Genomic DNA, 26,924 nt, shown 5'->3' on the forward strand with positions numbered 1-26,924 from the left:
CGGGTCGACGTCCAGGGGCGCGGCACTAGCCGAGCCCGAGCGCGACCCGCACGCGACCGAGCACCGCGCTCTCCTCCCGACCCACGTGCCCGTCCGCCGACGCGACCTCCTCGCACATCGAGAGCACGGCAGCCGCGAACTCGTCCGCCTCCACCGCCGACCGCCCGGCCACCAGCGCCACCGACTCGCGCAACGCGGCCAGCACCCCGTCCTCCACGTCGGCGGGCGACCCCGCCGGCAGCTCGGGCGCACCCGCGTCCACCGCCTCGCGCACCCCCGGCGGCAGCACCGCCATGGCCCGGATGCCGGCGTGGCTCTCCTGGTCGAGCGCGCCCTCCTCCGCCACCGAGACGAGCACCATCGCGCCGTAGACGGCCGTGCGCAGCGTCCGGCTCTCCCCGTCCGTGTATCCACCCATGCGGATCACCCTAGAGGCCCACCGACCCCCGCCCGCCGCACCCTCTCCGGTCCACAGTGGACTGCGGACTCGGGAGGGCACCCCAGCCGGTCGTCGGTCGGCCGGGGGGAGCCGCGGCGGCACGGGACGGCGAACTCCACGTCACGGCCGTCCGCGCACCGGGTGCGACCAACGAGTGATCGCCCCGGGGAACCCGCCTCCGGGGTTGCCGGGCCGGCACCACCGATTACGAGGCGGGAAGAACGGCTCAGCTCCGACCGCAAAGGCGTTATCCGCCGTTGCGCTCCGCTCGTGCGCACTTCCCGAACCGGCTCGGTTCCCCTCCCGGTTGGCACATGGCCTGCGCGGTTCCCCGGCGGATTCCCGTAGTCATGACCGACCGCACGAGGGCACCGGTCGTCATCCACCCGGAACACCTCTTCGACACACCGGAAGCCCCGGGCCGCTCATACCCGGGCCGCGCCCGGGGAGCAACGCGTGATCGGCACCTTCGGCGGCAACCACGGGTCAGAGGTGGTGCCCCCGGTGCGACTCGAACGCACACTGGACGGATTTTGAGTCCGCTGCCTCTGCCGATTGGGCTACGGGGGCCGGCGGGAGCACTCTACTGGATCGACCTCGCCCGTCCCCCGGCAACCCCGCGCGCGGCGCGTCGGCGCCGGACCGCTCCGGGACCGGGTGCGGGAACCGTCAGGACCGGACCAGGCGGCCGATCGCCGCGGACGCCTCGGCGATCTTCTCGTCGGCCACCTCGCCGCCCTCGGCCACGGCCTGCGCCACGCAGTGCTTGAGGTGCTCGTCCAGCAACCCGAGGGAGACCGCCTGCAACGCCTTCGTCGCGGCCGAGATCTGGGTCAGCACGTCGATGCAGTAGTCGTCGTTCTCGATCATCCGCTGGAGCCCGCGGACCTGCCCCTCGATCCGCCGGAGCCGCTTGAGGTACGCGTCCTTGTCCGCCGTGTAACCGTGCATCGCTCCCGGCCTTCCCTGCCCTGGGCGGTATCTCCTCCCAGGATAGGCCACTCGACCGGGTGTGACCCGGGCCACGCGCACGGGTTCGGGCAGCTCACATTTCCGACCTGTGGTTTAGCTCGCGAAATGACCCGTCCGGGGGCATCAGCCACATTTCAGCGCGAAAGGTTAGGCAATATTCCGGTCGTGCACTATGGTGTCGTCTCGAAGCGTGTGGCGCTGCACAAGTCGAGGGCAGCACGCGCTATGCGAGCACACACGGAGGAACAGTGGCACAGCAGACCGTCGTCCAACTCATCGACGACCTCGACGGCAGCGAAGCCGCCGAGACCGTGACCTTCGCGCTGGACGGTGTGGAGTACTCCATCGACCTCTCCAAGGAGAATGCGGACAAGCTCCGCGACTCCCTGGCCGACTTCGTCGCCAAGGCGCGCCGCGCGGGGGGCCGCAAGCAGCGCAAGGGTACCGGCAAGAGCACGGTAAAGGCTGGTGACAAGGCCCAGGCGCAGGCGATTCGGGACTGGGCGCGCGCCCAGGGGCACCAGATCTCCGACCGCGGGCGCATTCCCCAGGGCCTGGTCGTCCAGTTCCAGGAAGCGCACGCCTCCTGACCGGCGAGGCTGGTTTTCCCCTGCGGCGCCCTCGGACGTCCGCAGGGGAAACCGCTGGTCAGTGGGTCAACCGCGACCCGGGAAAGGCACGCCCAGCAGCCTGAGCAGGGCGGTCGCCTTGACGGCCGTCTCCTCGAATTCGGCCACCGGGTCGGACAGCGCGATGACCGCCCCGCCGACCCCGAAACTCACCTTGTCCCGGTCCACCACCAGCGTCCTGATGACGATGCTGAAGTCGGCCGTTCCGGACAGCGAGAAGTAACCCAGCGCCCCCGAGTAGACCCCCCGGGGCCCGGCTTCCAGCCCGTCGACGATCTGCATTGTCCGGATCTTGGGAGCCCCCGTCATGGACCCGCCGGGGAACGCCGACCTAACGGCGGACACCGCGGAACTGCCGGAACGGAGCCTTGCCCGAACGGTGCTGACGAGCTGGTGCACCGTCGCGTAGCTCTCCACCTCGAAGATCCTGGGCACCTCGACGCTGCCGACTTCCGCGTTATGCCCCAGATCATTGCGGACCAGGTCCACGATCATCAGGTTCTCCGCCCGGTCCTTCGGGCTGGTCGCCAAGGACTCGCGCAAAGCCCGGTCCTCCGCCCCGGTGGCGCCGCGCGGTCGCGTGCCCTTGATTGGCTCCGATTCCACGACACCCCATCGGTCGACCCTGATGAACCGCTCGGGTGAAGTGCTGAGCACGGAGAGCACACCGAAACGGAGCAGCGCGCCGAACGGCGCCGGGCTCGCCGCGCGCAGGAACCGGTACGCCTCCCACGGGTCGACCTCGCCGCGCCACGTCACGGTGTTGGTCAAGCACACCTCGTAGCTCTCGCCGGCCGTGATGGCTTCCTGGCAGGCCGCCACCAGCTTCAGGTACTGGGCCCGGCCGTGCCGCGCCGCCGCCGTTCCCGCACGGGCGGGTGACGGTGGTTCGGCGGGCACCGGTGTGAATCCGTGGAGGAATTGCGCCGTTCGGTCCAGCCAGCCGTCGTCGTCGGACAGCGCCAACAGGTAGGTGCGACGGGAATCGTGGTCGAAAACCACCGCCCGGTCGGCGAACACGAATGCGGCGTCGGGTTGCTCCGAACGGTGGGCCGCGTCGCCTCCGCATTCCGCCTTCAGCTCGTAGCCGAGGTAGCCCACCCAGCCGAGCGCGAAGTCGAACGGCACGTCGGGCGGCGCCACCCGCCACGCCGCCAGGTCGGCCTCCAGCCAGTCCAGGAACGGCCCGGGGTGCGTCACCCCGTCAACGGTCACCCGACCGGTGGACACGTCATAGGTCGCCACGCGGGCGAGAGGGCCCCCGGCATCGCCCATCACGGAGAACCGGCCCCGCCGGCCCCCCAGGCTGCTGTCCAGCCAGAAGGCGTCGGTGGAGGACCCGTAGAGGGCAGCGAACACGTCCTCGGGCGGCGGGTGGGCCTCCACGCGCCGCACCAGCACCACGTGGGGTGGGGGCGGGGAGGAGGCAGGCAGGGGCGCGGGGGCGGGCGCAGCAGCAGGGCCCGGAGGCGCGACCGCCCCCTCCGGGGCCGCCCCCTCCGTCAGGTCCCGGAAGTTCGCCAGCAGCTGCCGCCCGTGCGAGGTGCACACCGACTCCGGGTGGAACTGCACCCCCCAGGCCGGCCGCGACCGGTGCCGCACCCCCATCAGCACCCCGTCCGAGGGCGCCCACGCGACGGCCTCCAGGGACGGCGGCAGGTCGGACACCGCCAGCGAGTGGTACCGCACCACCGCCAGCGGCGACGGCAGCCCGGCGAACAGGTCCACCCCGGTGTGCCGAACCTCGTCCACCACCCCGTGCCGGGGCGTCACCAACCCGACCGACGCCCCGTGCGCCAGGCACAGCCCCTGGTGCCCGAGGCACACCCCGAGCAGCGGCAGCTCCGCGTGCTCGACGACCGCCCGGCACAGCCCGAAGTCACCGGGCTCCTGCGGCCGGCCGGGCCCGGGGGAGATCACGACGTTGTCGAAGGACGACAGCCAGGACAGCCGGAACCGCGGGTCGTCGTTGGTGATGACGACCGGCTCCCGCCCGTTCACCTCGGCCAGGTGGTGGAAGAGGTTGAACGTGAACGAGTCGTGGTTGTCGATGAGCAGGGTCCGCATGACGAGCAGCACGGTACCTGCAGGAACTCCCGGGAGGCCGGGCCCGGGGAGGCCGGGCGCACCGACCTCCCCGGGCTGACCGCTAGTCCAGGTGGAACCTCGGGTCGACCGCCAGCGCGGCCAGCTGCCGCGCGTCCAGCGGCACGGACGCCATCCCGGGGTGCCCGGACTCGCCGTACTCCCGGGCCACCCCGAGCATCACCAGCGTGCCGTCGGGGTGCCGGTGGAAGGCGGCCGACTCGTAGGTGTTGCGCAGGGGGTCCGCCACGGCCCCGGTCACCACGCCGACCCGCCGGCCGGCCACCTCGACGACCTCGCAGGTCCCGCCGGAGATCGGGTACGGGTACCGGGTGGCCGCCTCGCACGCCTCGCCCGCCACCCGGTTGTTGCCCCTGGTCTCCACCTGGATCCACAGCTCCGCCACGCCCGGCTCACCGGGCCGCACGACCGGCGTGGTGGCGGTGTACTCCCACACCTGCGCGCCGTCCACCGTGTCGGCGTACTGCCCCTGGTGGCGGGTCATGGGGCCGTGGTCGGCGTAGCCGACGCGGGTGCGGTCCTCCGCCCGCAACCCGGGGGGCAGCGCCGCCGCCAGGTCGTCGAGCAGCCCTCGGGCCCGGTCGGCCCGGGGTCCGCTGGTCGCGGTCCGGTCGGTCTGCCCGTCGGGCCACGACGGGCGGGTTCCCGACGGGTCGGCCGCGGACCGGTCGGTCGCCGACGGGTCGGCCGGCGGCCGGCTCGGGGGCCCGCCCGTGGTGACCTGCACCGGGGCCGAGGGCAGCCCGGTGCCGGTGACCGACGGCGGCCCCCCGGAGGGCGACGACGCCGGCGGCACCCCGGCCCCCCGCCCACCGACCAGGTCCGGCACCAGCACCGCGCCCACCGCGATGCCCACCACGGCGAGGCCGGCGACGGCCCCTCCCCGGGTGGCCCGGCGACGGCGGTGGGCCCGTCGGGCCCGGTCGAGTGCGGTACCGGCGTCCATCGGCGGAGGCGGGCTGCTCGCCACCACCGCCTCGCGCATCGCGTCCTTCAGCTCGTGCTCGTTCATGGCACCTTTTCTCCCTGCTGAGGGGTGATCAGGCCGCGCAGCGTCTGCAGCCCCCGCGCGGCCTGGCTCTTCACCGTTCCTTCGGAACAGCCCAACGCCCTGGCGGTGTCCCCCACCGACAGGTCCTCCCAGTACCGCAGGACGAGGACGGCGCGCTGCCGCGGCGGCACCCGCGCCAGTGCCGCGAGCAGCACCAGCCGGTCCTCCGCCGAACCCCGGGCGACCTCGGCCGGTTCGCCGGCCGGCCCGCCCACCCGCTCCCGGCGGAACCACCCCCGGCGCAGTTCCGACACGAACGTCCGGACCAGCGTCCGACGGGCGTAGGCGTCGAGTGCCCCGTGCCGGTCGATCCGCGGCCAGGCCAGGTAGAGCTTGGTGAACGCGGCCTGCACCAGGTCCTCGGCCCGGTGCCAGTCGCCGCACAGCAGGTACGCCGTGCCGCGCATGGCCTCGGACCGCGCCGCGAAGTACTCCGCGAACGCCGTGTCCCGGTCACTCATGTGTCCCTCCCCACTGCGGTACGGGGTAGACACGCCTCCGGGCCCGCAGGGGGTTGCACGTCCGGTCCGACATTCGTGGAAACTGGACGTATCACCCCTGGGAGGACCGGCTTGTTCGTCTTGTTGCTCGCTGTCGTGCTGGGTGCGGCGCACTACTACGTCTGGAAGCGCGTCGTGCGGGACACGACCCTGCCGGGACGTGCGCGCCGCATCGGCACGGTCGTGCTCGTGGTGCTCTACGTGCTGATGATGGCCGCGCTGTCCGTCACCCGACTGGGCACGTCGTTCGACGCGGTGATCGGCTGGCCCGGCTACCTCTGGCTCGCCGGGGCCTACTACCTGGTCCTGCTGCTGGCCGTGCTGGAGGTGCCCCGGCTGCTGCTGGTACGGGCGGCGCGCCGGCAGCAGCGGGTGCCGGTGGCCGTCGGCGCGGAGGTCTCCGGGGGCGCGCCCGAGGCGGTGGCCGCCCCGGTGCCCGAGGCGCCCGGGGTCGACCCGGGCCGGCGGTTGTTCATCGCCCGGTCGCTCGCCGTGGCCGGCGGGGTCGCCGCCGCGGGCGTGGTCGGCTACGGCGCGACGCAGGCGCTGGGCGACCCGAGGATCAACCGGGTGCCGATCGCGCTGGGCAAGCTCGACCCGCGGCTGTCGGGCTACCGGATCGCCGTGGTCAGCGACATCCACCTGGGACCGCTGCTGGGCCGCTCCCACACCGAGCGGCTGGTGCGGATGATCAACGAGCAGCAGGTGGACCTGGTGGCGATCGTGGGCGACCTGGTCGACGGCACGGTGGAGCGGCTGGGCGAGGCGGCGGCGCCGCTGCGCGACCTGACCAGCACGCACGGCAGCTTCTTCGTCACCGGCAACCACGAGTACTACTCGGGCGCGCAGCCGTGGCTGACCGAGCTGGAGCGGCTCGGGGTCAACCCGCTGCGCAACGAGCGGCTGGCGATCGAGCGCGCGGGCGCGGCGTTCGACCTCGCGGGCGTCAACGACGTCAACGGCGAGTCCTTCGACGACGCGCCGGACTACGCGCGGGCGCTGGACGGGCGCGACACCAGCCGGCCGGTGGTGCTGCTGGCGCACCAGCCGGTGCAGGCGCGCGAGGCCGCCAAGCACGGCGTGGACCTCCAGCTGTCCGGGCACACGCACGGCGGCCAGATGTTCCCGTTCCACCTGCTGGTCGGGCTCCAGCAGCCGGTCCGCAGTGGTCTGGAGACCGTCGACGGCACCCAGGTCTACACCTCGAACGGGGCCGGTTTCTGGGGCCCGCCGGTCCGCGTGGGCGCGCCGCCGGAGATCGCGGTCGTGGAGCTGCGTCACAACTTCGCCGGCTGATAGCGCGTTTTTCACCTCCAGCGCGTACCGTGGACCGCCGTGCCCGAAGACGGTCAGGCCGTGCCAGTCCACGGCTGCGGAGGGGGACCCCTAGCGAGATGACGAAGAGCTTTGCCGATCAACGGCTTCACGAGGCAACAGCTCGTATTCGTCGTTTCCTGGACCGAGATCCACCGGACACCCCCTGCCTGGTCATCGACCTCCCCACGGTGCGCGAGCGGTTCACCGCGATCCGCGCCGCGCTGCCGTGGGTCGGGATCTTCTACGCGGTGAAGGCCAACCCGGCGCCCGAGGTGGTGGAGCTGCTGGCGGCCGAGGGGTCGTGCTTCGACGTGGCCTCGCCCGCGGAGATCGACCTGTGCCTGGCGCGCGGCGCCGCGCCGGCCTCGATCTCCTACAGCAACCCCATCAAGAAGGCCCGGGACATCGCCTACGCGCACGAGCGCGGCGTGCGGCTGTTCGTGTCCGACAGCGAGCAGGACGTGCGGGCGATCGCCGCGCACGCGCCCGGCGCGTCGGTGCTGCTGCGGATCCTGGTCGACAGCAAGGGGTCCACCTACCCGTTCGGGAAGAAGTTCGGCTGCGCGCCCGAGATGGCGGCGGATCTCCTGCGGTTGAGCCGGGAACTGGAACTGGTTCCACTCGGGATCGCGTTCCACGCCGGGTCGCAGCAGCTCGACCCGGGCGGGTGGGACGGCGCGATCGCCGACGCCGCCGGGGTCGTGCTGAAGCTGCGCGCCGAGGGGCTGCCGCTGACCACGCTGAACCTCGGCGGCGGCCTGCCCGCCGGGTACCTGGAGCAGCCGCCGCCCCTGGCCGACTACGCGAGCGCCATCACCGCCTCGATCAGGCGCCACTTCGGCGACTTCTCCCCCGAGGTCATGATCGAGCCGGGCCGCGCGGTCGTGGCCGAGTCCGGGCTCCTGCGCTCCGAGGTCGTGCTGGTGTCGCGCAAGTCCTCCGCGGACGAGCGGCGCTGGGTCTTCCTGGACGTCGGCCGCTACGGCGGGCTGGCCGAGACCGAGGGCGAGGCGATCGCCTACCCGCTGGTGTGCGTCCGCGACGGCGTGCCGCTGCCCACCGGGCCGGCCGGCCCGGTCGTGCTGGCCGGGCCCACGTGCGACGCCGACGACGTGCTCTACCAGCACACCCGCTACGAGTTGCCGCTGGACCTGCGGGCCGGCGACCACGTCGACCTGCTCGGCGCCGGGGCCTACACGGCCAGCTACTCGTCCGTGGCCTTCAACGGCTTCCCGCCGCTGGTCACCTATTGCGTGCGATGAGCGCGCTCCAGGTTGTCCTCGCAACTCCTGAAGATGTTTGGAGTGATTGATGTCCGAACTCCCGTGCGGGCCCGAGCCGGTCGGCTTGTTCGCAGGACAGCACGTGCTGGCCGAGCTGGAGGGCGTGAGCCCGGAACTGCTGGACGACGAGCGGTTCCTGCGGCACGCGCTCGGCGAAGCGCTCACCCAGGCGGACGCCACGGTGCTGGAGGTGGTCTCCAAGCAGTTCGAACCGCAAGGGGTCACCGTGCTGGCCCTGTTGTCGGAGTCGCACGCGTCCATCCACACCTACCCCGAGGTCGGGAAGGTGTTCGTGGACGTGTTCACGTGCGGCACGCGCGCCAAGCCCTCGCTCGCGGTGCAGCTCCTGGCCGAGGCGCTGGGCGCCGCGTCCACGCGGACGGACATGATCGAGCGGGGCACCCGCGTGCCCGCGCTCGTCGGTGAGGAGAAGCCTTGATCCGCGAACCGCTCGCGGCCGGGATGACCAGGCACTGGGACGTCGACGAGGTCGTGGTCGACACGCGCACGGCGTTCCAGCACCTGGTGATCGCCCGCACCGCCCAGGGGTTGTCGCTGTTCTGCGACGACGACCGGCAGAGCACCGAGTTCAGCCAGCTGACCTACCACGAGGCGCTGATGGTCCCCGCGCTGCTGCTCGCGGACCGCGTCGACCGGGTGCTGGTCATCGGGTCGAGCGAGGGCGTGGTGTGCCGGATGGCCGTGGACGCCGGCGCGTCGGTGGTCGACCACATCGACATCGACGAGCAGGCCGTGAAGCTGTGCGCCGAGCACCTGCCCTACGGCTACTCGCTCGACGAGCTCGCCCTGGCGGAGAAGGGCGAGGGCCCCGTCCGCGTCCGGTACATCGACGGGTACGAGTACATCCGCACCACCTCCGAGCGCTACGACGTGGTCCTGGTGGACCTGCCGGACGAGCGCGAGGAGGAGGCGCAGCACAACCGCCTGTACGGCGAGGAGTTCCTGCGCATGTGCAAGGCGCTGCTCACGCCGGGCGGCGTCGTGGTGTCCCAGGCGGGCTGCCAGACGATGTGGCGCAACGCCACGCTGGTCCGCATGTGGCAGCGGTTCACCGACGTGTTCGGCACGGTGGCGTACTACGGCTCGGACGAGCACGAGTGGGCCTACCTGTTCGGCCGGGCCGACGAGGTGGCCGACCCGACCGCGCTGATGGTCGAGCGGCTGCCGGGGTCCGGGTACCGGCCGGAGACGATCGACGAGCTCGCGCTGCGCGGCAACTCGGTCCCGCCCTACCGCGTGCGGCACTCGCGGGCCTGAAGCCCCCGACCGGACGGGGGCCGCACCACCTCGGTGGCACGGCCCCCGTCCGCGTCCTCAGCCCAGGGCCCGCTTGAGGAAGTCGACCTGGAGCAGCAGCAGGTTCTCGGCCACCTGCTCCTGCGGGGTCATGTGGGTCACGCCCGACAGCGGTAGCACGGTGTGCGGCCGGCCGGCCGCGAGCAGCGCGCTGGACAGCCGCAGCGTGTGCGCGGCCACCACGTTGTCGTCGGCCAGGCCGTGCACGATCATCAGCGGGCGCTCCAGCTTCGGCGCGTCGGCCAGGAGCGAGTTGGTGTCGTACACCTCCGGCCTCTCGTCCGGGTGGCCCAGGTAGCGCTCGGTGTAGTGGGTGTCGTAGAGCCGCCAGTCGGTGACCGGCGCGCCCGCGATGCCCGCGTGGAACACGTCCGGGCGGCGCAGCACGGCCAGCGCCGCCAGGTAGCCGCCGTAGGACCAGCCGCGGATGCCCACCCGGGTCACGTCGAGGTCGGGCTCGATCGCGGCCACCGCGCGCAGCGCGTCCACCTGGTCCTCCAGCGTGGTGCCCGCGAGGTCGAACGCGATATCGCGCTCCCAGGCGGGCCCGCGCCCCGGCGTGCCGCGACCGTCCACGACGAGCACCGCGAAGCCCTGGTCCGCCAGCCACTGCGAGGTGAGGTAGGCGTTGCGGGCGGCGAGGACGCGCTGGGCGTGCGGGCCGCCGTACGGGTCGAGCAGGACCGGCAGCCTCGTGCCGGGCACGTGGTCGCGCGGGAGCAGCAGGGCGGCGCGCAGGTCGCGCTCGCCGACCGTGAGCAGCCGGACCGCGGGGGTCAGCACGGGCGTCTCGGCGGAGCTCCCGATCCCGCCGCCGGTGGACACGGTGACCCGCGCGCCGAAGTGGTCCATCCCGGCCGACACGAGCACCAGCACCCCTCCGCCCCGGGCCGCGCCGTGCACGCCGTCCTCAGTGGACAGCCGGGTGGCGCCGTCGGCGGTGACCAGGTGCACGTGGACCTGCGTGGGGTCGTCCGCGGAGGCGGTGACCAGCACGCCGTCCTCGGCGACGTCGAGCACCGCGCGCACCTGGAGGCCGTCCGGGGTCCACGCCCGGTCCCCGACCACGAGGCGGTTGGCGCCGTCCACGGGCAGCACTCGCACCAGCTCGCCGGCCGGCGTCCAGCGCGGCACGCCGGGCACGACCTCCAGCCAGCGCGGGTCGGTGTCGTCCGCGACCACCTCGGTGGCGCCGGTCTCGACGTCCACCGCGAGCACCAGGACGCGGCGCTGGTCGCGGGACTGGACCTGGAGCAGCGGCCGGCCGTGGGAGGTCCACGACGCGGTGACGAGGTAGGGGAACGCCTCGCGGTCCCACGCCACGTCGACCCGGCGGTCACCCAGGACCGCGACCTCGACCACGGCGTTGGGCGTGCCCGCCGCGGGGTAGGCGATCTCGGCCGCCGGGGTGGCGGGGTTGGCCGGGTCCGCGATGTGCCAGCGCAGCACCGGCGAGTTGTCCACGCGCGCGGCGAGCACGCGCCCGCCGTCCGGGGCGAACCAGTAGCCCCGGTGGCGGTCCATCTCCTCGGCGGCGATGAACTCGGCCAGGCCCCAGGTCACGTCGGGGCCGTCGGGCGCGGCCAGTACCCGGTCCTCGCCGGTCCCCAGGTCGACCACGTGCAGCGCGCCGTCGGCGACGTAGGCCAGCCGGCGGCCGGTCGGGTCCAGCCGGGGGTCGAGGACGGCACCGGCGACCGGCAGCTCGCGGACCTCGCCGGTGGCCAGTTCCACCACGAACAGCCTGCCGGACAGCGCGAACGCGGCCAGGCGCGCGTCCGCGTCGGTCGAGTAGCCGACGAGACCCGCGGCCTGCTCGCGGCTGCGCTCGCGGCGCGCCCGCTCCTCCGGGGACAGGTCCTCGGGGTCGGTCAGCAGGACGCCGGGGTCGACCAGCAGCGACTCGGTCCGCGACGCGGTGTCGAAGGCCCACAGCCCGTTCGCCCGGCTGGTGGCCGCGGCGGTGCGCAGGAAGTACACCTTCGCGCCGTCGGGTGAGACGGTGAAGGTCCGCGGTGCGCCGAGGGTGAACCGCTGGGTGCGCGCTTGTTGGCGCGGGAAGGAGATCTCGTTGCCCACCCGCCCACCCTATGGCCTCGACCGCGCGGCGACCGCCGAACGCGACGGCCGCCCCGGTGCCCGCTGCGGGGTCGCTGCGGGGTGGGGGTGCCGGGTGGTCCACCGCGCGGCCCCGCTCAGCGGGTGCCGCAACAGGTCGCCGACCCGGCCGGTGGTTCGGTGGCCGGCCCGGTGTCGGCGGCGGACGGGGCGGCGGGGCGGGCCTCGTACTCGTCGTGCCGGTTCCACCACTCGTAGGGCGGGCCCTGCGGGTAGCCCTCGGGCGAGTCCTCCCACTGCTCCTGCCGACCGAGCGCGGTCAGGTCGAGGTAGCTCCAGGTGCCGCCCATCGGCTCGTCGCCGCGGTTGTTGACGAAGTAGGTGCGGAACACGCGGTCGCCCTCGCGGATGAACGCGTTGGTGCCGTGCCACTCGGCCACGCCGAAGTCGGCGTCGAACCCGTCGGTCGTGGTGTGCCAGGGCATCGTCCAGCCCATGCGCGCCTTCAGCCGCCCGATGTCCGGCTGCGGCGCGCGGGAGGCGAAGACGAGGGTCGTGTCCCGGGCGTTGAGGTGGGCGACGTGGGCGACCTGGTCCGCGACCAGCGAGCAGCCCTGGCAGGCGCGGTCCGGCCAGCCGGACACGCCGGGCTCGAAGAACGCGCGGTAGACGATCAGCTGACGGCGGCCCTCGAACAGGTCGAGCAGGGTCCGCGGGCCGTGCGCCGTGTCGAACGAGTAGTCCCGCTCGACCGCCAGCCGGGGCATCCGCCGGCGCTCGGCGGCCAGCGCGTCGCGGGCGCGGGTGAGTTCCTTCTCCCGCACCAGGAGGGCCTGGCGCGCCGCCTCCCACTCCGCCGGCGGGACGATCGGGGGTGTCCTCATCCTGTGCTCGCTCTCGGGTCGGTGGTCACGGGTCGGTGGTCACGGGTCGGTCCGGGCGGACCGGTCGAGGTGGTCCTTCAACGCGCCGAGCGGTCCGTCCCAGTCGCGGGCCAGCGCGGCCAGGAACTGCTGGGCCACCCGCATGGGCGCCGAGCGCAGCCGGTAGCGGACCCGGCGCCGCTCCCCCGGCTCGGCCGTCACCAGGCCGGCCTCGGTCAGCAGGGCCAGGTGCTTGGCGATCGCCTGCCTGGTGATGGGCAGGCGGGTCGCCAGGTCCGTGGCCGTGGCGGGTCCGCGGGCGGCCAGCTCGGCCAGGATCCCGCGCCGGCTCGGGTCTGCCAACGCGGTGAAGACCTGCTCGGCGATCGCCTCGGCGTCAGGCCGCATCGAGGTGGGCGACCAGCTCGCCCAGCTCGTTCGTCCAGCCCTCCACGTGGCTGTCGTACGCCTTGCCGTGGTCGTCCTCCACCAGCTGGGCGAACCCGGCCTCGACCACGAGCAGCCGCGTGCCGCCGGGGATCGGTTCGAGCCGGAACTCGACGCAGGTGCGGCGCGGGTCGTCCGCCGGCAGCCCGGAGACCGGCCAGGTGAACGCGAACACCGACGGCTCCTCGACCCGCTCCACGCGCAGCTCGCACACCGGGCCGCCCTCCCACGACATCCGGATCACCCCGCCCTCGCGCAGGTCGACCGTCGCCTCCTCGCCGAACCAGCCGCTCAACCCCTCGGCGGTGGTCAGCGCGGCCCACACCTCGCGCGGCGGGTGGGCCAGTTCGAGCGTGCGTTCGATGCGATCGGGAAAGCCCACGACAACCTCCGGTTGCAACTGTTCGGTTGCGACCGTATGGCAACCGCTCGGTTGCGTCAACGGCATCGTCCCGGCCGGCACCCGACCCCTGGATTCCGCCCCGACCTGAACCGGGGCCGTGACCGGGCCGTAATCGTCGTTGGAGCGATCGACGGACCGAGGAGGAGTTGAGTGTGATCCAACGAAACCGCGTCGCCATCGCCGTCGCGGCCGGCCTGGTGGCCGTGCTCGCGCTGGTCGTGTGGACGTCCAACACCACCGTGCTGCGGGGCACCACCGTGGCGCAGACCGAACTGGTGGACGCCGGGGCGCAGGACGGGTACGAGGCGCCGCTGGCCCCCGCCACCAGCGAGGAGGCCGTCCCGGACGAGGAGGACGCGGCCGAGGACGCCCCGGTCGAGGAGGCGGCGTCGGCGCCGGAGGCCCAGGCCGCGCCCGCCGGTCCGCAGATCACCCTGGTCGGCAAGAGCGTGCCGCGCATGGGCGATGTCGTGCAGGACGGCGACGGCCGCACGCTGTACCGGTTCGACAAGGACACGCCGGACCCGGCGAAGTCCAACTGCGAGGGCCAGTGCGCGGTCACCTGGCCGCCGCTGCTGACCAACGGCGACGAGCCGCAGCTCCGGGGCGTCGACCCGGAGCTGGTGTCGACGGTCGAGCGCGCCGACGGTTCCGAGCAGGTCACCCTGGACGGCTGGCCGCTCTACACCTACGCCAAGGACGAGGCGCCGGGCCAGTGGAAGGGCCAGGGCGTCGGTGGCACGTGGTTCGTGGTGCAGCCCAACGGCAAGCGGAACGTCGAGTGCCTGCCTCCGGGGGTGACCGCACCGGCCGCGTGAGGTCCACCGCGGAACGCCCTGATCCCCCGGCTGGGGTTGGCCGGGGGATCAGGGCGTTGCGTGGCGGGCGCCGGGGTCAGGGAACCCGGACCGCCCTCACAGGTTCGGGTACAGCGGGTGCTTGGCCGCCAGCACGTCCACGCGCGCCCGCAGCTCCGCCAGGTCCGGCGACGGCTGGAGGGCGGCCGCGACGACGTCGGCCACCTCGGTGAAGTCCGCCGCGCCGAAACCGCGCGTGGCCAGGGCGGGCGTGCCGATGCGCAGGCCGGAGGTGACCATCGGCGGGCGGGGGTCGTTCGGCACCGCGTTGCGGTTGACCGTGATGCCGACCTCGTGCAGCCGGTCCTCCGCCTGCTTGCCGTCCAGTTCGGACGCCACCAGGTCGACCAGCACCAGGTGCACGTCCGTGCCGCCGGTGAGCACCTTCACCCCGGCCGCGGCCGCGTCGGGCTGCGACAGGCGCTCGGCGAGGATCTTCGCGCCCTCGACCGTGCGGCGCTGGCGGTCGACGAACTCCGGCGACGCGGCGTGCTTGAACGCCACCGCCTTGCCCGCGATCACGTGCTCCAGCGGGCCGCCCTGCTGGCCCGGGAACACCGCCGAGTTGATCTTCTTGGCGAGGTCGGCCTCGTTGGTCAGGATCACCCCGCCGCGCGGGCCGCCCAGCGTCTTGTGCGTGGTGGTGGTCACCACGTGCGCGTGCGGCACCGGGCTGGGGTGCAGGCCCGCCGCCACCAGGCCGGCGAAGTGCGCCATGTCCACCATCAGGTAGGCGCCGACCTCGTCGGCGATGCGGCGGAACTCCGCGAAGTCCAGCTGGCGCGGGTAGGCCGACCAGCCGGCCACGATCAGCTTCGGCCGGTGCTCCAGGGCCAGCCGCTCGACCTCGGCCATGTCGACCCGGCCGTCGGACTCGGCCACGTGGTAGGGCACGACGTGGTAGAGCTTGCCGGAGAAGTTGATCCGCATGCCGTGGGTCAGGTGGCCGCCGTGCGCCAGGTCCAGGCCCAGGATCGTGTCGCCGGGCTGGAGCAGGGCGAACATCGCGCACGCGTTGGCCTGCGCGCCCGAGTGCGGCTGCACGTTGGCGAAGCCCGCGCCGAACAGCTCCTTGACCCGCTCGATGGCCAGCCGCTCGACGACGTCGACGTTCTCGCAGCCGCCGTAGTAGCGGCGGCCCGGGTAGCCCTCGGCGTACTTGTTGGTCAGCACCGACCCCTGCGCCTGGAGCACCGACACCGGCGTGAAGTTCTCGGAGGCGATCATCTCCAGCGTGCTCTGCTGCCGGTGCAGCTCGGCGGCCACCGCGTTCGCGACCTCCGGGTCGAACTCCGCGAGGGACGTGGTGAAGTGCTCGGACATGTGGATCTTTCTCCTGTCAGCTGGTGCGCTTGTAGAACGGCAGGGCGACGACCTCCACCGGCTCGTGCTTGCCCCGGACGTCGACGAACAGCGGCGTGCCCGGCCGGGTGTGGTCGACGGCCACGTAGGCCATCGCCACCGAGTAGCCCAGCGTCGGCGACAGGGCGCCGCTGGTGACCTCGCCGATCGGGTCGCCCGCCGCGTCCAGCACCGGGTAACCGTGCCTCGGCGCGCGGCGCGAGGTGGTCTTCAGGCCGACCAGGGCGGTGTCCACGCCCCGCTCGGCGGCGGCGGCCAGCGCCTCGCGGCCGACGAAGTCGCCCGGCTTGTCGAGCTTGACCACCCGGCCCAGGTTCGCGTGGAACGGGGTGCGGCCCCGGCCCAGCTCGTTGCCGTACAGCGGCATCCCCGCCTCCAGGCGCAGGGTGTCGCGGCAGCCCAGGCCGGCGGGCCGCAGGTCGTGCGGCGCGCCCGCCTCCAGCAGCGCCCGCCACACGGGTGCGGCGTTGTCGGGGGCGGTGAACAGCTCGAAGCCGTCCTCGCCGGTGTAGCCGGTGCGGGCGAGCAGCACGGGCCGGCCCGCCACCTCGGTCCGGTAGGAGGCGTAGTACTTGACCGTCGACAGGTCGGTGGGGGTGAGGCCGGCGAGGATCGCGGTGGAGTTCGGGCCCTGCACGGCCAGCAGGGCGTAGTCCGCGGACCGGTCCTCGACGGTGGTGTCGAAGCCCGCGGCGCGCTCGACCAGCGCCCCGTGCACGACGGCCGCGTTGGAGGCGTTGGCCACGACCAGGTACTCCTGCTCGCCCAGGCGGTAGACGATCAGGTCGTCGACCACGCCGCCGTCGGCCTCGCAGATCATCGTGTAGCGGGCGCGGCCGACGCCGATCGCGGAGGCGTGCCCGACCAGGGCGTGGTCCAGCGCGGCGCCCGCCCCGGGCCCGGTGAGCACGATCTCGCCCATGTGGGTCAGGTCGAACAGACCCGCCGACGTGCGCACGGCGTGGTGCTCGGCCAGCTCGCTGTCGTAGCGCAGCGGCATCCGCCAGCCCGCGAAGTCGGTGAACATGGCGCCCAGCGCCTCGTGCTCGGCGTGCAGCGGCGTGCGGCGGCTTTCCATCGGGCGGGGTCCTCCCTGGGTGCGGACATGCCGGTAGCGCCGACCGGTCGGGTCGGCGGGGCACGGGTGAAGGATGGCACGGTCCACCGGAGACTCCTCGTCGAGTGAGCCTCCCCCTCTGTCATGAGCCTGAGAGCTTCGCCGCCGTGGGGCGGCTTGCACCGTGGGCGAGGCGCGCCGGGGCGCCTGCTTTCCAGAGTTGCCCACGTCGGCGGTAGCTGTGCCTGAGAGATTCCGGGGAGGAGTTGCTCCTTCGGCGCCCCGGCTTGCCCGGGGACTCTCCCGCTCGACGTCGATGGCCGTGTTCAGTTGGTACCGCCAGACGCTAGGCGGGCCCGGGGGTCCGGTCAACCCTGGTCACAGGGCCTTGCCGGTCCGGACGCCCTCCACGACCCTGCGCTCGGCGTAGAACGACACGAACGGGATCGTGCCGGCGAGCAGCACCAGGGCCGTGCCCTTGATCGACCAGCGGGCCTTGAGCGCCAGGTCGACGGTCAGCACCAGGTAGACCGCGTAGAGGAAGCCGTGCACCGGGCCGACGACCCGCATCATGGTCTCGGAGTCGCCCACGTACTTGGCGAACATGGCCGCCACGAGCAGCAGCAGGCCGACACCGACCACGTAAGCCATGAACCGGAACCTGGTCAACGCGCCGTCCATCGCCCTACCCCTGCCTCACCGCTGGTCCCGCGCGTGCAACTCGGCGAGCATCCGGTTGTAGGCCGCCAGCTCGTCGTCCTGGTCTTCGCGCGCTCTCCTGACGGGCCCAACCGTAACGACCCGCTCCACCGGCTCCGCCACCGGCTCCTCGGGTCGGTCGTCGGTCGGTGAACCGGCCGCCTCCGCCTTGCGCCGGGCGTCCAGCTTGCGGATGCGCCACACCATGAAGGCGGGGAAGAGGCCGAACAGGGGCCACTGGAAGACGTAGCCGAGGTTCTGGAACGTGCCGCCGGCCCGGGAGAACCGCTCCCACTGCCAGTAGGCCAGACCGCAGCACACGATCAGGGAGGCCACGCAGACCAGCGCGATGGCGACTCGCTTGGGGGTGATGAGGCCCGGCACGCCTCCAGGGTACTTCGCCCGCCGGGGTACTTCGCCCGCCGGACCGGGTCGGCGGTCGGGTTTGCCGGTCTTGCCGGTTCACCCGCGCGCACGGGTCGGTGGGGCTGGGGCCGGGGTTTCCGGACCGGGGATCCCGAGCGGCGACTGGGCCGGGCGGGGATCCCGGGGGATCCCGGACGGGGTCCGGGGTGGAGATCCCGGAGGGGATCCGGTTGCGGATCCCGGTCGGGGTCTCGGGCGAGGGCTCCTCCCACAGGAGCCCGTCCCTCGGGCGTGGGCTCCCTGACCACAGGAGCCCGTCCCTTCTTCGATCGGACTAGGCGACGCCGTCCCGGCGTTGCCTCTGCAACCTGGCCACGCACCAGGCCGCCGCACTCCCCCGACGCAGGTGCTGGAGCACCGTCATCGGCCCGAGCCGACGACCGAGGTCGGCGGGCGAGAGCCCGGCCGCCCGGTAGTCCAGAGCGCGCTGGTCCAGCGGGCTGATGCCCGCGTCCCACCACTGCTCCGCCTCGGACAGGTCGCCCACCAGCTGCCAGTAGCTGGCCGCGGCCGCGAGCAGGGCCTCGGGCACCTCGGGCGCCCGCTTCCGCATCGCCGCCACGTAGGCGGGGTCCGCGGACTCGACCCGCACCAGGCCCCGGGGACCACCACTCGCCCGCTGCACGGGGATTCCCGGAGAGGGCGGGGCTTCCGCGAGCCACGCGTCCTTGATCCGGTTCACCTCCTGCATCTCGGCGTCGTCCGAGCGCTCAGCCGCCCACTGCCTCAGCAGCTCGTCGACTCCGGAGTCCTCGACCATTCTGCCTCCTCGTCGGTCGAAGATCAGCCAATGCAGCGCACCGTATTAGCGGGTACCGACAACCGCTAGACCCCGGTTTGTCAAAAACCCTGTTACCAGCGCGTTATAGCCCTCATTCCACCCGTACGGTCCAACGAAGAGGCCCTGATGTCACCGACCGTCACCGCATTGAGCGGACCGGCCGTGGGGCTAGGCGAAGAGGCTGCGGACGAAGGTGATGATCGACTCTGCGCCCTGCTCAAGCCACCCGAGGCCGGTGCGCACACCTTCGGCCGACTCGTTCGGCTGGGTGATCAGGAGGAACAGCACCAGCGCGACCGCCGCCAGCGTCAGCACCTTCTTGACGTTCACTGATCGGTCTCCGTCCGTTCACAAGGCAGGGCCGGCAGGTGCCGTGCCCGTCGCGTCACCCGACATGGTCCCTCATTCACCCGGATGACGAACCTCCAACCCACCGGCATCCCCCGACCGGCAGGCGCGGCGACCACACAACCGCACCCTCACCCCGTCTGGTGTCACCCGAACGGACGATCAAGGGGACCAGCGGTCCCGCCGATCACCTAGGTATCGGGCACTCGCCCATCCCCTGGCACGAACCCCGGAGTTGAGCGACACCATCACGTCCGTAGTGCTCCTCACCTGTTTGCGGCGGCTCACGCACCGAGCGTGACAAAGGCCGATGGCGGCCGCCGCTATTTTAACCACCTCTTCAGGTGATTTTTCGCGCCCATTCACGATCACCGGACCGACCGGAACGACCGGATTACCCGGAACGACGCGGACGGGACCCGGTAACCGGGGCCACCCCATGGGGCGAACCCCACCGCGAGGTGGTGTGAGGCGAGCGAGCGAGGGCCACCGAAGGCTCAACTCAGCCGAGACGCCCAGGTCGGCGCGCCCCGCGCTCCGCCGAACCACCCGGCCACCCGGCACCTCAGCAGGCCGTCGACCACCCGCGCGCCGAGCACCCGGCACCTCAGCAGGCCGTCGAAGGCCCCGGGCTCCGCCGGACCACCCGGCCGCCGAACCACCCAGCCCCCTCAGCCGACCACCCCGGCCCGCCGCAGCTCGGCCACCTCCTCCACCGTCAACCCCAGCTCCCCCAGCACCACCCCCGTGTGCTCACCCACCACGGGCGGCGGCGCGGGCACGTCCGCCGGCGTCCGGTCGAACCGCGGCGCGGGCGCGGGCTGCGCCACCCCGCCGACCCGCACGAACGCCCCGCGCTCCGCGTTGTGCCCGTACCCCGGCGCCTCGCCGGGGGCCAGCACCGGCGCCAGGCACGCGTCCGTCCCCTCCGCCAGCGCCGCCCACTCGTCCCGCGTCCGGGTGGCCACCGCCGCCGCGATCCGGGTCCTCAGCGCCGGCCAGTTCGCCGGGTCGTGCCTGCTCGGCACGTCCCCGTCGGCCAGCCCGAGCACGGCCAGCAGCTCGACGTAGAACTTCTCCTCCAGCGCCCCGACGCTGACGTACTTCCCGTCGGCCGCCTCGTACACGTCGTAGAACGGCGCCCCGCCGTCCAGCAGGTTCTCGCCGCGGCCCCCCGGCCACGCCCCCGCCGCCGACATCCCGTGCAGGAACGTGGTCAGCAGCGCCGCACCGTCGACCATCGCCGCGTCCACCACCTGCCCCCGCCCGGACCGGTCCCGCTCGTACACCGCGGCCAGCAGCCCGAGCGCCAGCAGCAGCCCGCCGCCGCCGAAGTCGCCCACCACGTTCAGCGGCACGGTCGGCGGCGCGCCCGCCCGGCCGATCGGCTCCAGCGCCCCGGCCACCGCGATGTAGTTGATGTCGTGCCCCGCCCGGTCGGCCAGCGGGCCGGTCTGCCCCCACCCGGTCATCCGCCCGTAGACCAGGCGCGGGTTGCGGGCCAGGCACTGCGCGGGCCCGACGCCCAGCCTCTCCGCCACCCCCGGCCGGAAGCCCTCGACCAGCACGTCCGACCGCGCGACCAGCCGGAGCACCAGGTCGACGCCCTCCGGGCGGCGCAGGTCCACGCCGATCGACCGGCGCCCGCGCCCGAGCACGTCGCCGGGCACCGCCGCGGCGCCGCCGACGCGGTCGACCCTGGTCACGGACGCGCCCAGGTCCGCCAGCACCATGCAGCCGAACGGCGCGGGCGCCAGCCCGGCCAGCTCGACGACCTCCAGCCCCTCCAGCGGCCCGGCCACCTAGAGGGACCTCGCGATGATTTCCTTCATGATCTCGTTCGTCCCGCCGTAGATCTTCTGCACGCGCGCGTCCGCCCACGCGCGCGCGATGGGGTACTCCGTCATGTAGCCGTAGCCGCCGAAGAGCTGGACGCACTCGTCGACCACCCGGCACAGGCGCTCGGTCGACCACCACTTGGCCATCGCCGCCGTGGGCACGTCCAGCCGACCGGCCAGGTGCTCGACCACGCACTCGTCGACGAACGCCCTGGTCACGCGCGCCTCGGTGGCGCACTCGGCCAGCGTGAACCGGGTGTTCTGGAACTTGATCAGCTCCCGCCCGAACGCCGTCCGCTCCTTGACGTAGGCCAGGGTCAGGTCCACCGCCGCCTCGATGCCCGCGACGGAGGCCACCGCGATGATCAGCCGCTCCTGCGGCAGCTGCTGCATGAGCTGGACGAACCCCTGGCCCTCGCCGGTGCCCAGCAGGTTCCCGGCGGGCACCCGGACGTCGTCGAAGAACAGCTCGGCGGTGTCCTGCCCCTTGAGCCCCACCTTGTCGAGCACGCGGCCCCGGCGGAAGCCGGGCGCGGACGCGGTCTCCACGACCAGCAGGGAGATGCCCGTGGCGCCCTGGGAGGGGTCGGTCTTGGCGACCACGACCACCAGGTCGGCCTGCGCGCCGTTGGTGATGAACGTCTTGGAGCCGGTGAGCACGTACTCGTCGCCGCGCCGCAGCGCCCGCGTCCGGATGTTCTGGAGGTCGGACCCGCCGCCGGGCTCGGACATGGCGATCGCGCCCACGTACTCGCCGGAGGCGAGCTTCGGCAGCCACCGGTGCTTCTGCTCCTCGGTGCCGTAGGCGAGGAGGTAGTGCGCGACGATCCCGCTGTGCACGCTGTTGCCCCACGAGCTGTCGCCGGCCCGCGCCTGCTCCTCCAGCAGCACCGCCTCGTGCGCGAAGGTGCCGCCACCGCCGCCGTACTCCTCGGGGATCGACGCGCACATCAGGCCAAGCTCGCCGGCCTTGTGCCAGAACTCCCGGTCGACCTGCTTCTGCGCGGCCCAGCGCTCCTGGTGCGGGACGGCCTCCCTGGCGAAGAACGCGCGGGCCAGCTCGCGCAGCTGGTCCAGGTCCTCGGTCATCCACGGTGAACGGCGAGTCGGCATGGTGTCGACGGTGCCACCGACCGGTCGGGTCCGCCATGACCGGGGCCGACCACTCCGGTCGGAAATCGTGAGCGCGATTGTCAGACCGGTGCGCCAGACTGGACGGCGTGAAGGTGAGGCGGCTGACGCCGGAGGACTGGGCCACGTGGCGGGACATCCGGCTCACCGCACTGCGCAGCGACCCCGCGGCCTTCGGCGCGGCGCTGGCCCACGAGCAGGGCGTGGACGAGGCGTGGTGGCGCGCGTTCCTGGACCCGGCGCGCGGGGTGAAGGTGATCGCGGAGGCGCCGGAGCCGGTCGCGCTGGTCGCCGGCGTGCCCCACGAAGACCACTCGGACGTGTTGTACCTGTACTCGATGTGGGTGAAGCCGGAGTTCCGGGGGCGGGGCGTGGGCGCGGCGCTGGTCGGCGAGGTGCTGGCGTGGGCGCGGGAGCACGGGTGGGCGCGCGTGCGGCTGCGCGTGTTCCGGGGCAACCGGGTGGCGCGCCGGCTGTACGAGCGGCTCGGGTTCGTCGGGAACGGCGACAGCGAGGTCATGGAGTACGAGGTGAGCTAATAAGTCACCTGCCGCGGTCATGGGCCCGCCCCGGCGCGGACCCTACCGTGGGGAGCATGAGCGAAGCCTTGATCTTCGACGCGGTGCGCACACCGCGTGGCCGGGGGAAGCGTGGTTCGCTGCACTCGGTCAAGCCGATCACCCTGGCCTCCGGGGTGCTCGCGGCGCTGGCCCGGCGCAACGACCTGGACACCTCGGCCGTGGACGACGTGGTGTTCGGCGTCGTCTCGCCGGTCGGGGAGCAGGGCGCGGACATCGCGCGCACGGCGGTGCTCGCGGCGGGCTGGGACCTGCGGCCCGCGGGCGTGCAGCTCAACCGGTTCTGCGCCTCGGGCCTGGAGTCGGTGAACCTGGCGGCGGCGAAGGTGGCGTCCGGGTTCGAGGACCTGGTGGTCGCGGGCGGCGTCGAGTCGATGTCGCGGGTGCCCATGGGCTCCGACGGCGGCGCGTGGATGGCCGACCCCGAGACGAACCTGGCCACCCACTTCGTGCCGCAGGGCGTGAGCGCCGACCTGATCGCCACCCTGGAGGGCTTCGGCCGCGAGGACGTGGACGCCTACGCGCTGCGCTCCCACCAGCGCGCGACCCTGGCCCGCGACAAGGGGCACTTCGACCGGTCGTTGGTCCCGGTGGTCGACCGCAACGGCGCGGTGGTCCTCGACCACGACGAGGCGATCCGCCCGGAGACGACGATGGAGGGCCTGGGCAGGCTCAAGCCGTCCTTCGCCTTCCACGGCGACCTGGGCTTCGACGCGGTGGCCATCGACCGCTACCCCGCCGTCGAGCGCATCGAGCACGTCCACACCCCGGGCAACTCGTCGCAGATCGTGGACGGCGCGGCGGCGATGCTGATCGGCAGCGCCCGCATCGGCCGGGAGCTGGGCCTGACGCCGCGCGCGCGGATCACCGCCACGGCCGTGGTCGGCACCGAGCCCACGATCATGCTCACCGGTCCCGCGCCCGCCGCCCGCAAGGCGCTGGAGAAGGCGCGGCTGACCGTCGAGGACATCGACCTGTTCGAGATCAACGAGGCGTTCTCGTCGGTGGTGCTGCGGTTCCAGCGGGAGCTGGACCTGCCCGACGAGAAGGTCAACGTCAACGGCGGCGCGATCGCGCTGGGCCACCCGCTGGGCGCGACCGGCTGCATGATCCTCGGCACCCTGCTCGACGAGCTGGAGCGCCGGGACCTGCGCCGGGGCCTGGCCACGCTGTGCGTGGGCGGCGGCATGGGCATCGCGACGATCATCGAGAGGGTGTAGATGACCATCCACTTCGAGCGCGACGATGAGGGGATCGTCACGCTCACCCTGGACATGCCGGGTTCGGCGAACGTGATGAACGCCGAGTACCACCGGCTGATGGGCGAGGCGGTCGCGCGGCTGGAGGCCGAGCGCGAGGGGATCACCGGTGTCGTGCTGACCTCGGCGAAGAAGACCTTCTTCGCCGGCGGCGACCTCAACGTGCTGGTCCGGATCACCCCGGACAACGCCGCCGAGGCGCTGGGGTTCCTGGAGGACATCAAGGGCCAGCTGCGGCGCCTGGAGCGGCTGGGCAGGCCGGTCGTGGCGGCGATCAACGGCTCCGCGCTCGGCGGCGGGTTCGAGATCGCGCTGGCCTGCCACCATCGGGTGGCGCTGGACGACGACCGGATCAGGATCGGCCTGCCGGAGGCGACGCTGGGGCTGCTGCCCGGCGCGGGCGGCGTGACGCGCCTGGTGCGGCTGCTGGGCGTGCAGCCGGCGCTGCCGCTGCTGATGGAGGGCAGGCAGCTGCGCCCGGCGCGGGCGCTCCAGGCCGGGATGGTGCACGAGCTGGCGGCCACCCGCGAGGAGCTGGTGGCGAAGGCGCGGGCCTGGATCAGGGCCAACCCGGAGCCCGTGCAGCCGTGGGACGGGCCCGGGTACGCCGTGCCCGACGTGCGGGTGGGCGACCCCAACCTCTACGGGCTGCTGGCCGCCGCGCCCGCCGTGCTGCGGAAGAAGACCCACGGCGTGTTCCCGGCACCGGAGCGGATCCTGGCCGCGGCCGTCGAGGGCGCGCTGGTGGACTTCGACACGGCGCTCGTGGTCGAGGCCCGCTACTTCGTCGAGCTGGTCACCGGCCAGGTCGCCAAGAACATGATCAACACCTTCTGGTTCCAGCTCAACGGGATCACCGCGGGCGGGTCCCGCCCGGCCGGGGTCGAGCGGACGGCGGTGACCAGGGTCGGCGTGCTCGGCGCGGGCATGATGGGCTCGGGCATCGCCGAGGTCAGCGCCAAGGCCGGGATCGAGGTCGTGCTCAAGGACGTGACGCTGGAGGCCGCCCGCAGGGGCGCGGGCGGCACGCCCGGAATCACCCCCACCGACTCCGACGCCGACCTGGCGGGCTGCGACCTGGTCATCGAGGCCGTGTTCGAGGACCGGGAGCTGAAGCACCGGGTGCTGCCCGCGGCCGAGGCGTCGGCCCTGCCGGACGCGGTGATCGCGTCGAACACCTCCACGCTGCCGATCACCGGCCTGGCCTCGGCCGTGTCGGACCCGACCAGGTTCATCGGCCTGCACTTCTTCTCGCCGGTGCCGAGGATGCGGCTGGTGGAGATCATCCGCGGCGAGAAGACCTCGGACGAGACGCTGGCGCGCGCGTTCGACTACGTGATCCGGATCGGCAAGACCCCGATCGTGGTCAACGACAGCCGCGGCTTCTACACCTCGCGGACGTTCGGCACCTACGTCACCGAGGCCGTGTCGATGGTGGCCGAGGGCGTGGCGCCGGCGCTGGTCGAGAACGTGGCCCGGCGCGCCGGCATGGCCGTGGGCCCGCTGGCGGTGTCCGACGAGGTCACGCTGACCCTGCCGCTCCGGATCCGGGACCAGACCCTGGCCGACGACCCGGCGAACGCCGGCGCGCTGGGCGACCACCCGGCGTTCGCGGTGCTGGAGGAGCTGGTGGCCGGCGGGCGCACCGGCAAGGCCGGCGGCGCCGGGTTCTACGAGTACCCGGAGGGCGGGAGGAAGTTCCTGTGGCCGGGGCTCCGGCGCTGGGCCGGGGCCGACGCGGGCGTGACCGAGCGGGACGTGGAGGACCGGCTGCTGTTCATCCAGTCGCTGGAGACGATCCGCTGCCTGGACGAGGGCGTGCTGACCTCGGTGGGCGACGCGAACGTGGGCAGCGTCCTCGGGTTCGGCTTCGCCCCGTGGAGCGGCGGCACGGTGCAGTTCGTCAACTCGTACGGGTTGCGCGAGTTCGTGGAGCGGGCGGACTACCTGGCCGACACCTACGGCGAGCGCTTCCGGCCGCCGACGTCGCTGCGCGAGCGCGCGGCGCGCGGCGAGGCGTACTGATCAGCCGTCGCGGTGCGGCGGGGCGGCCCCGGTGCGGTAGGCGCCGGGGCTGCTGCCCGTCCACCGCTTGAACGCCCGGTGGAAGGCGCTGGCCTCGGAGAACCCCAGCCGCAGCGCCAGCTCCTCCACCGACTCGCCGCCGCGCACCAGGCTCGCCACCGCCTGGTCGCGCAGCAGCTGCTCGCGCACCTCGCGGAACGACGTGCCCTCGGCGGCGAGCTTGCGCCGCAGCGTGGGCGCGCTGACCCCCAGGCGCGCGGCCACGTTGTCCAGGCCGGACACCCCGCCGCCGAGCACGCGGCGCACCTGGCTGGAGGCGTCCGCGCCGTAGTCGCGGCGCGACAGCAGCTCGGCCGGCGAGCCCCGCAGGAACCGCTTCAGCGCCGCCTCGTCCTGGACCACCGGCATCCGCAGGAAGCGGGTGTCGAAGCGCAGCGTGGTGGTCGGCGCGCCGAACCGCAGGGGCGCGCCGAAGATCAGGTGGTACTCGGCGGCGTGCGGCGGCTCGGGGTAGGCGAGGTCGACGCCGCGCAGCGGGATGCGCCGCCCGATCAGCCAGGACGAGAACCGGTGCCACAGCACCAGCAGCGACTCGACCAGGAACCGGTCCGGGTCGTCCACGCCCGCGGCGTCCAGGGTGAACGCGGCCGTGCCGTCCCGCTCGTCCAGCGCCATGGCGGGCCGGACGTCGAACAGCCCGTAGAACGCCAGGCCGCGGCCGAGCGCCTCCTCCAGCGAGGCGCAGTGCACCGCGAGCAGGCACATCGTGGGGAAGGTCCCGCGCTTGCTCGGCTGCGGACCCAGGCCCATGAACTCGTCGTCCAGGACCTCCCAGAGCACCTGGACCAGCCTCGTGTACTGGGCGGGGGTGATGCGGGCCCGCCCGTCGGCCAGCAGGGCCTCGCCGATGCCGGCCGGGCCCAGGAACTCCCCGGCGGCGTGGCCGCGGCGCAGGGCTCCGCGCAGGGCGGCGTGCACGTAGTGGATGGCGATGGTCCGGGTGAGCATCACCGTCCAGTGTGCCCGATCGGGCGTGCCGCCCGAAGTGCCGTGGGCGACGGCGCGGCGTGGGGAGAGAGAGGCGGTGCCGCGCCGCCGCCAACGGGTGGCCCACCCCAGTGAGCCGGCTCCTCGTCGATGGGGCATCCGCCCGCCCACCAACGAGGGACGTTGTGGTA

At 73.2% G+C, this 26,924-nt stretch carries 27 protein-coding genes, 1 tRNA gene and 2 riboswitches; of the genes, 9 read left to right on the forward strand and 19 right to left on the reverse strand.

Annotation, left to right across the window (positions count from 1 at the left end; genetic code table 11):
- Nucleotides 1–25 precede the first annotated feature (25 nt).
- The 3 genes from Q5530_RS18450 to Q5530_RS18460 all read right to left on the reverse strand — a co-directional run bounded on the left by Q5530_RS18450 (nucleotide 26) and on the right by Q5530_RS18460 (nucleotide 1,390).
- A complete protein-coding gene (locus tag Q5530_RS18450) occupies nucleotides 26–418 on the reverse strand; it encodes a hypothetical protein (RefSeq protein ID WP_415363809.1) in 393 nt (130 codons plus the stop codon).
- A gap of 514 nt (nucleotides 419–932) precedes the next feature.
- Nucleotides 933–1,009: transfer RNA gene (locus Q5530_RS18455), tRNA-Leu, on the reverse strand.
- Nucleotides 1,010–1,108: 99 nt separating this feature from the next.
- Nucleotides 1,109–1,390 carry a metal-sensitive transcriptional regulator gene (locus tag Q5530_RS18460; protein ID WP_380634010.1) on the reverse strand — a complete coding sequence of 94 codons (282 nt, stop codon included), beginning with the start codon at nucleotides 1,388–1,390 and terminating at the stop codon, nucleotides 1,109–1,111.
- A 269-nt stretch (nucleotides 1,391–1,659) separates the two neighbouring features.
- Between Q5530_RS18460 and Q5530_RS18465 the strand changes: the two genes are divergently transcribed.
- A complete protein-coding gene (locus Q5530_RS18465) occupies nucleotides 1,660–2,001 on the forward strand; it encodes a histone-like nucleoid-structuring protein Lsr2 (RefSeq protein ID WP_033430611.1) in 342 nt (113 codons plus the stop codon).
- A gap of 66 nt (nucleotides 2,002–2,067) precedes the next feature.
- Here the strand turns inward: Q5530_RS18465 and pabB are convergent, their stop codons facing one another.
- The 3 genes from pabB to Q5530_RS18480 all read right to left on the reverse strand — a co-directional run bounded on the left by pabB (nucleotide 2,068) and on the right by Q5530_RS18480 (nucleotide 5,658).
- Nucleotides 2,068–4,119: an aminodeoxychorismate synthase component I gene (gene pabB / locus Q5530_RS18470; protein WP_415363812.1), complete on the reverse strand. Its 2,052-nt coding sequence runs from the start codon at nucleotides 4,117–4,119 to the stop codon at nucleotides 2,068–2,070.
- 70 nt (nucleotides 4,120–4,189) lie between these two features.
- Nucleotides 4,190–5,158 (reverse strand): hypothetical protein, encoded by a 969-nt coding sequence (locus Q5530_RS18475; RefSeq protein ID WP_415363814.1) that lies wholly within the window; start codon nucleotides 5,156–5,158, stop codon nucleotides 4,190–4,192.
- The gene (locus Q5530_RS18480; RefSeq protein ID WP_415363816.1) at nucleotides 5,155–5,658 is read right to left on the reverse strand and encodes a SigE family RNA polymerase sigma factor; all 504 of its coding nucleotides are present in this window, start codon (nucleotides 5,656–5,658) and stop codon (nucleotides 5,155–5,157) included. The genes Q5530_RS18475 and Q5530_RS18480 overlap by 4 nt, the downstream gene beginning before the upstream one ends.
- Before the next feature lie 111 nt (nucleotides 5,659–5,769).
- Here Q5530_RS18480 and Q5530_RS18485 point away from each other — a divergent pair, with 111 nt between their 5' ends.
- From Q5530_RS18485 to Q5530_RS18500, 4 genes are all read left to right on the forward strand, one after another.
- A complete protein-coding gene (locus Q5530_RS18485; protein ID WP_415363818.1) occupies nucleotides 5,770–6,993 on the forward strand; it encodes a metallophosphoesterase in 1,224 nt (407 codons plus the stop codon).
- 98 nt (nucleotides 6,994–7,091) lie between these two features.
- On the forward strand, nucleotides 7,092–8,276 hold the full coding sequence (locus tag Q5530_RS18490) for a type III PLP-dependent enzyme (RefSeq protein ID WP_415363820.1): 1,185 nt from the start codon (nucleotides 7,092–7,094) through the stop codon (nucleotides 8,274–8,276).
- Nucleotides 8,277–8,325: 49 nt separating this feature from the next.
- A complete protein-coding gene (gene speD, locus Q5530_RS18495) occupies nucleotides 8,326–8,736 on the forward strand; it encodes an adenosylmethionine decarboxylase (protein ID WP_380634000.1) in 411 nt (136 codons plus the stop codon).
- Nucleotides 8,733–9,575: a spermidine synthase gene (locus Q5530_RS18500; RefSeq protein WP_380633999.1), complete on the forward strand. Its 843-nt coding sequence runs from the start codon at nucleotides 8,733–8,735 to the stop codon at nucleotides 9,573–9,575. Before speD ends, Q5530_RS18500 begins: the two co-directional genes overlap by 4 nt.
- 57 nt (nucleotides 9,576–9,632) lie before the next feature.
- On the opposite strand, the gene Q5530_RS18505 is transcribed toward Q5530_RS18500, so the two are convergent.
- The 4 genes from Q5530_RS18505 to Q5530_RS18520 form a co-directional block, all read right to left on the reverse strand.
- Nucleotides 9,633–11,693 (reverse strand): prolyl oligopeptidase family serine peptidase, encoded by a 2,061-nt coding sequence (locus Q5530_RS18505; RefSeq protein WP_415363821.1) that lies wholly within the window; start codon nucleotides 11,691–11,693, stop codon nucleotides 9,633–9,635.
- A 116-nt stretch (nucleotides 11,694–11,809) separates the two neighbouring features.
- The gene (locus tag Q5530_RS18510; protein WP_415363823.1) at nucleotides 11,810–12,556 is read right to left on the reverse strand and encodes a DUF899 domain-containing protein; all 747 of its coding nucleotides are present in this window, start codon (nucleotides 12,554–12,556) and stop codon (nucleotides 11,810–11,812) included.
- A 39-nt stretch (nucleotides 12,557–12,595) separates the two neighbouring features.
- Entirely contained in the window at nucleotides 12,596–12,943 is a 348-nt protein-coding gene (locus tag Q5530_RS18515) for an ArsR/SmtB family transcription factor (RefSeq protein WP_415363824.1), read from the reverse strand.
- Nucleotides 12,933–13,364: an SRPBCC domain-containing protein gene (locus Q5530_RS18520; RefSeq protein ID WP_415363826.1), complete on the reverse strand. Its 432-nt coding sequence runs from the start codon at nucleotides 13,362–13,364 to the stop codon at nucleotides 12,933–12,935. The genes Q5530_RS18515 and Q5530_RS18520 overlap by 11 nt, the downstream gene beginning before the upstream one ends.
- 173 nt (nucleotides 13,365–13,537) lie before the next feature.
- On the opposite strand from Q5530_RS18520, the gene Q5530_RS18525 reads away from it, so the two are divergent.
- Nucleotides 13,538–14,203, forward strand: a complete 666-nt coding sequence (locus Q5530_RS18525) for a hypothetical protein (protein WP_415363828.1) — start codon at nucleotides 13,538–13,540, stop codon at nucleotides 14,201–14,203.
- 96 nt (nucleotides 14,204–14,299) lie between these two features.
- On the opposite strand, the gene glyA is transcribed toward Q5530_RS18525, so the two are convergent.
- The 8 genes from glyA to Q5530_RS18565 form a co-directional block, all read right to left on the reverse strand.
- Complete coding sequence (gene glyA, locus Q5530_RS18530; RefSeq protein ID WP_415363829.1) at nucleotides 14,300–15,565, reverse strand: serine hydroxymethyltransferase; 1,266 nt, start codon at nucleotides 15,563–15,565, stop codon at nucleotides 14,300–14,302.
- A gap of 16 nt (nucleotides 15,566–15,581) precedes the next feature.
- Nucleotides 15,582–16,682 (reverse strand): glycine cleavage system aminomethyltransferase GcvT, encoded by a 1,101-nt coding sequence (gcvT, locus tag Q5530_RS18535; RefSeq protein ID WP_415363831.1) that lies wholly within the window; start codon nucleotides 16,680–16,682, stop codon nucleotides 15,582–15,584.
- A 111-nt stretch (nucleotides 16,683–16,793) separates the two neighbouring features.
- Nucleotides 16,794–16,884: riboswitch (glycine riboswitch) on the reverse strand.
- Between the two features lies 1 nt (nucleotide 16,885).
- A riboswitch (glycine riboswitch) is annotated at nucleotides 16,886–16,977 on the reverse strand.
- A gap of 62 nt (nucleotides 16,978–17,039) precedes the next feature.
- Nucleotides 17,040–17,342, reverse strand: coding sequence for a DUF3817 domain-containing protein (locus tag Q5530_RS18540; protein ID WP_380633987.1), 303 nt, complete (start codon nucleotides 17,340–17,342; stop codon nucleotides 17,040–17,042).
- A gap of 15 nt (nucleotides 17,343–17,357) precedes the next feature.
- Nucleotides 17,358–17,744 carry a hypothetical protein gene (locus Q5530_RS18545; RefSeq protein WP_415363833.1) on the reverse strand — a complete coding sequence of 129 codons (387 nt, stop codon included), beginning with the start codon at nucleotides 17,742–17,744 and terminating at the stop codon, nucleotides 17,358–17,360.
- 316 nt (nucleotides 17,745–18,060) lie between these two features.
- Nucleotides 18,061–18,546, reverse strand: a complete 486-nt coding sequence (locus tag Q5530_RS18550) for a helix-turn-helix transcriptional regulator (RefSeq protein ID WP_380633984.1) — start codon at nucleotides 18,544–18,546, stop codon at nucleotides 18,061–18,063.
- A gap of 189 nt (nucleotides 18,547–18,735) precedes the next feature.
- On the reverse strand, nucleotides 18,736–18,897 hold the full coding sequence (locus Q5530_RS18555; protein ID WP_380633983.1) for a hypothetical protein: 162 nt from the start codon (nucleotides 18,895–18,897) through the stop codon (nucleotides 18,736–18,738).
- A 689-nt stretch (nucleotides 18,898–19,586) separates the two neighbouring features.
- Complete coding sequence (locus Q5530_RS18560) at nucleotides 19,587–20,717, reverse strand: CaiB/BaiF CoA transferase family protein (protein ID WP_415363835.1); 1,131 nt, start codon at nucleotides 20,715–20,717, stop codon at nucleotides 19,587–19,589.
- Complete coding sequence (locus tag Q5530_RS18565) at nucleotides 20,718–21,866, reverse strand: acyl-CoA dehydrogenase family protein (protein ID WP_415363837.1); 1,149 nt, start codon at nucleotides 21,864–21,866, stop codon at nucleotides 20,718–20,720.
- A gap of 107 nt (nucleotides 21,867–21,973) precedes the next feature.
- Here Q5530_RS18565 and Q5530_RS18570 point away from each other — a divergent pair, with 107 nt between their 5' ends.
- The 3 genes from Q5530_RS18570 to Q5530_RS18580 are packed head-to-tail and all read left to right on the forward strand — an operon-like array spanning nucleotide 21,974 to nucleotide 25,746.
- A complete protein-coding gene (locus Q5530_RS18570) occupies nucleotides 21,974–22,423 on the forward strand; it encodes a GNAT family N-acetyltransferase (RefSeq protein ID WP_415363838.1) in 450 nt (149 codons plus the stop codon).
- Between the two features lie 56 nt (nucleotides 22,424–22,479).
- Nucleotides 22,480–23,682: an acetyl-CoA C-acetyltransferase gene (locus Q5530_RS18575; RefSeq protein ID WP_415363840.1), complete on the forward strand. Its 1,203-nt coding sequence runs from the start codon at nucleotides 22,480–22,482 to the stop codon at nucleotides 23,680–23,682.
- Nucleotides 23,683–25,746: a 3-hydroxyacyl-CoA dehydrogenase NAD-binding domain-containing protein gene (locus tag Q5530_RS18580; RefSeq protein ID WP_415363841.1), complete on the forward strand. Its 2,064-nt coding sequence runs from the start codon at nucleotides 23,683–23,685 to the stop codon at nucleotides 25,744–25,746.
- Here the strand turns inward: Q5530_RS18580 and Q5530_RS18585 are convergent, their stop codons facing one another.
- Complete coding sequence (locus Q5530_RS18585) at nucleotides 25,747–26,754, reverse strand: AraC family transcriptional regulator (protein ID WP_415363843.1); 1,008 nt, start codon at nucleotides 26,752–26,754, stop codon at nucleotides 25,747–25,749.
- Nucleotides 26,755–26,924 lie beyond the last annotated feature (170 nt).

Origin of the sequence: Saccharothrix sp. BKS2, assembly GCF_047689505.1 — a bacterium.
In the GTDB taxonomy this organism is placed as follows: Bacteria; Actinomycetota; Actinomycetes; order Mycobacteriales; family Pseudonocardiaceae; genus Actinosynnema; species Actinosynnema lopnurensis.

Excerpts from the sequence above, each read along its gene's own strand:
- Q5530_RS18450 (WP_415363809.1), bottom strand. The coding sequence starts at position 418 with ATGGGTGGATACACGGACGGGGAGAGCCGGACGCTGCGCACGGCCGTC.
- Q5530_RS18460 (WP_380634010.1), bottom strand. The coding sequence starts at position 1,390 with ATGCACGGTTACACGGCGGACAAGGACGCGTACCTCAAGCGGCTCCGG.
- Q5530_RS18475 (WP_415363814.1), bottom strand. The coding sequence starts at position 5,158 with ATGAACGAGCACGAGCTGAAGGACGCGATGCGCGAGGCGGTGGTGGCG.
- Q5530_RS18480 (WP_415363816.1), bottom strand. The coding sequence starts at position 5,658 with ATGAGTGACCGGGACACGGCGTTCGCGGAGTACTTCGCGGCGCGGTCC.
- Q5530_RS18490 (WP_415363820.1), top strand. The coding sequence starts at position 7,092 with ATGACGAAGAGCTTTGCCGATCAACGGCTTCACGAGGCAACAGCTCGT.
- speD (WP_380634000.1), top strand. The coding sequence starts at position 8,326 with ATGTCCGAACTCCCGTGCGGGCCCGAGCCGGTCGGCTTGTTCGCAGGA.
- Q5530_RS18510 (WP_415363823.1), bottom strand. The coding sequence starts at position 12,556 with ATGAGGACACCCCCGATCGTCCCGCCGGCGGAGTGGGAGGCGGCGCGC.
- Q5530_RS18515 (WP_415363824.1), bottom strand. The coding sequence starts at position 12,943 with ATGCGGCCTGACGCCGAGGCGATCGCCGAGCAGGTCTTCACCGCGTTG.
- glyA (WP_415363829.1), bottom strand. The coding sequence starts at position 15,565 with ATGTCCGAGCACTTCACCACGTCCCTCGCGGAGTTCGACCCGGAGGTC.
- gcvT (WP_415363831.1), bottom strand. The coding sequence starts at position 16,682 with ATGGAAAGCCGCCGCACGCCGCTGCACGCCGAGCACGAGGCGCTGGGC.
- Q5530_RS18540 (WP_380633987.1), bottom strand. The coding sequence starts at position 17,342 with ATGGACGGCGCGTTGACCAGGTTCCGGTTCATGGCTTACGTGGTCGGT.
- Q5530_RS18550 (WP_380633984.1), bottom strand. The coding sequence starts at position 18,546 with ATGGTCGAGGACTCCGGAGTCGACGAGCTGCTGAGGCAGTGGGCGGCT.
- Q5530_RS18565 (WP_415363837.1), bottom strand. The coding sequence starts at position 21,866 with ATGCCGACTCGCCGTTCACCGTGGATGACCGAGGACCTGGACCAGCTG.
- Q5530_RS18575 (WP_415363840.1), top strand. The coding sequence starts at position 22,480 with ATGAGCGAAGCCTTGATCTTCGACGCGGTGCGCACACCGCGTGGCCGG.
- Q5530_RS18580 (WP_415363841.1), top strand. The coding sequence starts at position 23,683 with ATGACCATCCACTTCGAGCGCGACGATGAGGGGATCGTCACGCTCACC.
- Q5530_RS18585 (WP_415363843.1), bottom strand. The coding sequence starts at position 26,754 with ATGCTCACCCGGACCATCGCCATCCACTACGTGCACGCCGCCCTGCGC.